Below are 5,620 nucleotides of genomic sequence, written 5' to 3'. Positions count from 1 at the left end.
CATCCAGGCTTCGGTGTTCGGGGAGGCCGGCGCGCACCTCTACCTGAACCTGCTCTGGGCGCCGGTGGTGGAGTGGGCGGCCCAGCCCCTGGCCTACCTGGGGGCGCTCTGCGCCACGTGGTGGCCGTCCCCGGGCGATGCCCTGCTGCGCGCCTCGGCGGGGTTGTGCGCGCTGCTGTTCGAGAGCCTGCGCTTCATGGACGCCCGGGGCTGGCTGGCGGTGCACCCGGTGTACCGGCCATGGTTCCCGGAGGCGCTGGGCTACTGGCTCCTGCTGGGCGGGCTGGCCTATGCGCGGCGCATGGGGCTGCGGCGCGCGGCGGCGTGGTGCGCGCTCTGCCTGTGCCTGCTGGGCGGACCCTGGCTGTGGCGCGCCTGGGAGCAGAGCCGCGACGCCGTGTCGCTGACCATGCTCGACGTGGGCCAGGGCCAGGCCCTGGTGGTGGAGGCCCGGGGCGGACGGCGCTGGCTGGTGGACGCTGGGGGCACGTCGTCTCCGGGGTTCGATCCCGGGCGCTCGGTGCTCTCGCCCGCGCTCACCTGGGGGCGCTTCCCGGCGTTGGAGGGCATCGCGCTCTCCCACCCCGACAAGGACCACGCGGCCGGGGCGGCCTATCTGCTGGCCAACTACCGCGTGGGCTTCCTGGCGGGCAACGGCTTCTGGCCGGGAACGTCGGAGTTCGCGCGCGCGGTTGCCCGAAGCGGGCTGGAACCCCGCGCGTGGCGTGCGGGGGATCGTGCGGTGCTCTCGGACGGGCTGGAGTTGGAGGTGCTCGGCCCCCCGGCGGACACGGCGCTCGCGGGCAACGACGCCTCCCTGGTGCTGCGCCTGGTCTGGCGCGGCAGGGGCCTGGCGCTGCTCCCGGGCGACGCCGGGGGCGCGGTGCTGGAGGGGCTGGCGGCCTCGGGACGCGACCTGTCGGCCGAGGTGCTCGTGGTGGCGCACCACGGCAGCCGGTCGGCATTGGCCCCGAGGTTCTACGAGGCGGTGGGCGCGAAGTGGGCCTTGATCAGCTGCGGCCGTGGCAACGCCTTCGGGTTTCCGGCGGCGGAGGTGTCGCGGGCCTTGGACGAAGCGGGGATGCGGGTTCTCGAGACGGCCCGGGAGGGTGCGGTCACGGCGCGCTGGGCCTCGCCCGACGCTCCGGCTGCCCTGCGTGGGGTCCGCGAACGCTGAAGGGGGATCCGAGGAAATTCCCTTTCATGAGGGGCGATTCTGGCGTAAGCTGGGTTGAGCCTTTCCCGGGAATCTCCGACGAATCCCGGTTCGTCGAGGGGGTGCGTGTGTCATTCGCTTCCATTCCGAGCATTCTGGTGGTCGACGATTCTCCCTCGCTCGTCCACTACCTGAAGACGGCCCTCTCGGCCGCGCGCTACCATGTTCACACGGCGTACAACGGTCGCGAGGCCGTGGAGGTGATCAAATCCCGCCCCGTGGACGTGATCCTGTGCGACCTCCAGATGCCCGAGATGGACGGCAAGAAGCTGCGGCGCAAGCTCCTGGCCCACGCCCGCTACAGCCGCATCCCCTTCGTGGCCATGAGCACCCACGACACCGCCGAGAACTTCAACGCCATGCGCGAGCTGCGGGCTGCGGCGTTCCTCACCAAGCCCTTCAAGCCGGAGCAGCTGTTCATCGTGCTCTCCCGGCTCCAGGAGGAGGCCAGGCTCCAGGAGCTTTCCGAACGCAGGCTGGTGAGGCTGGAGAAGAACCTGCTGGTGCGCAGCATCGTGAGCCTGGCCCAGGCCCTGGACGCCCGCGACAACTGCACGCGCACCCACTCCGTGGCCGCCGCGCGCGTTGCCGTGAAGATCGCCGCGCGCATGGGCATCCCCAGGGCGGACATCAGGCAGCTCTTCATCGCGGGCAAGCTCCACGACATCGGCAAGATCGGCATCCCCGACGCCATCCTCCAGAAGCCCGCGCGGCTCACGGAGGAGGAGTTCGCCGTCATCAAGACCCACCCCCAGGCCGGGGCGCGCATCCTCGCGCCCATCCCCAGCCTGCGCGAGGCTGCGGAGATCATCCACTGCCACCACGAGCGCCCCGACGGCAAGGGCTACCCCCGGGGCCTCTCGGGCGGGGAGATCCACTTCCTGGCGCACATCCTCTCCATCGCCGACGTCTTCGAGGCCCTCATGAGCGACCGGCCCTACCGTGGGGGCCTGCCCCTGGAGGAAACCCTGGCCATCATGAACGCCGGGCGCGGCGACCAGTTCCACGCCGAGTGCTTCGACGCCTTCCTGGAGCTCGTGCGCGAGGGAAGCTTGGCGGGCGTGGGCAAGGGGAGGGAGAGCGCGGCCGGGGAGGCCTGCCCCGCTCCGGACTGACGCGGCGCGCGGCCTACGGCCCGGCCGCCGGATAGCCCTTCACGAACGCGCCCGGCTCCGGCTCCACGTGGATCACCACGCGGCCCACGTCCTGCACGGCGGCGCGCACCATGTCCTCCATGCGCGCGGTCATGTCGTGGGCCTGGCCGATGGGGGTGGCCGGGTCCATGCGGCAGTGGAAGCTCACGGAGTACTTGTCGCCCAGGCGCTGCACGGCCACGCCGTGGCAATCGGTGACGCCGTCCAGGCCCGCCATGAGTTCCTCCACCTTGCGGCGGATGGCGTCCTCGCCGCCAGGTCCGGCCGGGCCGTGGTGCTCCGCGTCGGCCACGGGCTCGATGTGGCTGGTGATGCGCGCGGGGCCGGGCAGGGCCGCGCGCACGGCGTTCTCGAAGTCCGTGACCATCTCATGCGCCTTGGCCAAGGAAAGCCCGTCGGGCACCTCCACGTGCATCTCCAACTGGAGCCCCCCGGGGGAGCGCCAGATGCGCAGGCCGTGCACGCCCACGGCGTGGCGCGCGGCGAGCGAGCGCACGGCCTCGTGCAGGCCCTGCTCCTCGGCGGCGGCGGGCTTGAGGTGCACCACCACGTCGGCCCCGGGCAGGGCCGCCTTCACCGCCTCCTCGGCCCTGGCCCCGATGCGGTGGGCCTCCTCGAAGCTGTCCTGGCGGGCCACGTCCAGGGTCAGGTCCACGAAAGCCGAAGGCCCCGAGAGCCGGGCGCGCACCTGGGGCACGCCGCGCACCCCGGGGATGTCGCGCACGGCGGCGCGGATGTCCTCCACCAGGGCCTGGGAGCCGCCGTCCAGGAGCACGTCCACGGCCTCGCGCCCGAGCTTCACGCTCACGCGCACCACGATGACGCACACGCCCAGGGCCGCCACGGCGTCGCCGCGCTCCAGCAGGGGCCTCCAGGCCGAGCCTTCGGGCAGCAGCCCGGCCAGCCACACCAGCCCCAGGCCCAGGAGCACCACGGCAGAGGACCACACGTCCGTCGCGAAGTGCAGGGCGTCGGCCTCCAGGGCCTGGCTCTTGTGCTTCGCGGCCATGCGCGAGAGCATCCGGGACCGCGTGATGTCGACGACGATGGAAACGGCCATCACCCCGAAGCTCCACAACGTCACCTCCACTGCCTCGGGGTGGTAGAAGAGCCGTTCCACCGATTCGCGCACGATCCAGACGCATGTGACCAGCAGAAGCAGGGTCTCCACCAGGGCTGAGAGGTTCTCGGCCTTGCCGTGGCCGTAGGGGTGGCGCTCGTCGGCGGGCAGCGAGGAGTAGCGCACGGCGAAGTAGGTGAGGGCGGCGGCCACCAGGTCCAGCCCCGAGTGGGCTGCCTCGGAGAGGATGCCCAGGGAGTTGGTGGAGAGCCCCACCACGATCTTCATGGCCGTGAGCAACACGGCGGCCGCCACGGAGGAGAGGGCGGCCGAGGCCTTTTCCCGGTCGGCGATCTGTTTGTCGTCCATCTTCCACGCATAGCGCCGGATGCGGGCCATGGGAAGGCGTGATGATGATTTTCGCTCCCGTTTCCGCAGCGTCGGCGGGCGGGGCAAAAAATGTCAGGCAGGCTCCGACCGGCCGTGCTAGGAGGTGACCCCATGAACGCGACCCATGCCGGATACCGCCGTCGTCTGCTGGCGGTGCTCGCCCACATCCAGGAGCACCTGGACGAGGAGCTCACCCTGGGGGGGCTGGCCCGGGTGGCGGGCTTCTCGCCCTTTCATTTCCACCGCATCTTCCTGGGCATGACGGGCGAGACCATCGGGGCGCACATCCGCCGTCTGCGCCTGACCCGGGCGGCCTTCCGCCTGGAGTTCTCCGGCATGAGCGTGACCGAGGCCGCCCTGGAGGCGGGCGTGCGCATCAAGGACCTGCCCCTGCGCATCGGCATCTTCGGGGCCGAACCCTGGACCGAGGAGATGCGCCGCGACATCGAGGAGAAGATGGGCATCACCGCCATCGACATCTACGGCCTCTCGGAGATCATGGGGCCGGGCGTGGGCATCGAGTGCTGCGTGGCCCAGAAAGGCCTGCACATCATGGAAGACCACTTCCTGGTGGAGATCATCGATCCCGACACCCTGGAAGTGCTCCCTCCGGGCGAGGTGGGCGAGTTGGTGATCACCACCCTCACCAAGGAGGCCCAGCCCCTCATCCGCTACCGCACCCGCGACATCACCAAGCTCGACGTCACCCCCTGCCGGTGCGGGCGCACTTTCGCCCGCGTGCACCGCATGATGGGCCGCTCCGACGACATGCTCATCATCCGCGGGGTGAACGTGTTCCCCAGCCAGATCGAGTCCATCCTCCTGGAGACCGAGGGCGTGGCCCCCCACTACCTGCTGGTGGTCAAGCGCGAGGGCAACCTGGACACCCTGGAGGTGCAGGTGGAGGTGGACGAGAAGCTCTTCTCGGACGAGATCAAGAACCTCCAGCGCACGGAACTCAAGATCGTCAAGAACATCAAGGATTACCTGGGCGTCACGGCCCAGGTGAAGCTCGTGGAGCCCCGGAGCATCCAGCGCTCCGAGGGCAAGGCCAAACGCATCCTCGACCTGCGCAAGCAGGCCTAGGCCGGAGCCGGAACGCACGACGCCGCCGCGTCACCGGGACGCGGCGCGCAAACCATTCGCCCGCGCTGGCGGGGGACCGCAAGTCCCTGGCCCGCGCGACACCGGGGGAAGCCCATGAAAGTCGAGCAGATTTCCATCTTCCTGGAAAACCGGGCCGGACGCCTGGAGGAAGTGACCCGCATCCTGGCCGAGACCGGCGTGAGCATCCGCGCCCTTTCCCTGGCCGACACCTCCGACTTCGGCATCCTGCGCCTCATCGTTTCCGACCACGAGAAGGCCAAGAAGGCCCTCAAGGAGCACGGTTTCACGGTGGGGCGCACCTCCGTGGTGGCCGTGGAGGTGGACGACAGGCCCGGCGGGCTCAACGCCATCCTGCAAGTGCTCTCGGCCGGGGGCGTCAACGTGGAGTACATGTACGCCTTCGTGCAGCAGAGCTCCAAGACGGCCATCATCGTCTTCCGTTTCGACAAGACCGACCAGGCCATCGAACTGCTGGGCCAGAAGGGAATCCGGGTGATTCCCGGCGACGTGCTCTACAACCCCTAGTCCCGGCGCACTCCGACGTTCCGGCCAGGCCGGGGCGGTCAACGCGGCTGCGGCCCGTCCCGGAAGGGGCGGGCCGACGTTTTTGCGAGGTGGTTCAGGAGGGTGTCTGGTCCGCGCGCAGCCGGGCGATTTCCTCGCGGATGCGCTCGATACGTTTGTCGTCGGTGG

The 5,620-nt window shown here is 70.2% G+C and carries 4 protein-coding genes and 1 pseudogene; 4 read left to right on the top strand and 1 reads right to left on the bottom strand.

Annotated features, from left to right (window positions below):
• Together ACV4UX_RS16815 and ACV4UX_RS16810 are read left to right on the top strand one after the other, a co-directional pair.
• The coding region (locus ACV4UX_RS16815) for a ComEC/Rec2 family competence protein (protein WP_491594436.1) at positions 1–1,177 on the top strand (1,177 nt) is incomplete at its 5' end.
• A gap of 107 nt (positions 1,178–1,284) precedes the next feature.
• Positions 1,285–2,331, top strand: a complete 1,047-nt coding sequence (locus tag ACV4UX_RS16810; RefSeq protein WP_491594435.1) for an HD domain-containing phosphohydrolase — start codon at positions 1,285–1,287, stop codon at positions 2,329–2,331.
• Between the two features lie 13 nt (positions 2,332–2,344).
• Here ACV4UX_RS16810 and ACV4UX_RS16805 read toward each other — a convergent pair whose 3' ends face one another.
• On the bottom strand, positions 2,345–3,799 hold the full coding sequence (locus ACV4UX_RS16805; RefSeq protein ID WP_491594434.1) for a cation-efflux pump: 1,455 nt from the start codon (positions 3,797–3,799) through the stop codon (positions 2,345–2,347).
• 123 nt (positions 3,800–3,922) lie between these two features.
• On the opposite strand from ACV4UX_RS16805, the pseudogene ACV4UX_RS16800 reads away from it, so the two are divergent.
• A pseudogene (locus tag ACV4UX_RS16800) lies at positions 3,923–4,906 on the top strand (phenylacetate--CoA ligase family protein); the annotation flags it as partial.
• Between the two features lie 114 nt (positions 4,907–5,020).
• A complete protein-coding gene (locus tag ACV4UX_RS16795; RefSeq protein ID WP_491594433.1) occupies positions 5,021–5,452 on the top strand; it encodes an ACT domain-containing protein in 432 nt (143 codons plus the stop codon).
• Positions 5,453–5,620: the final 168 nt, after the last annotated feature.

This window comes from Fundidesulfovibrio sp., from assembly GCF_058402725.1.
This window is presented reverse-complemented; position numbering and strand designations above follow the sequence as displayed.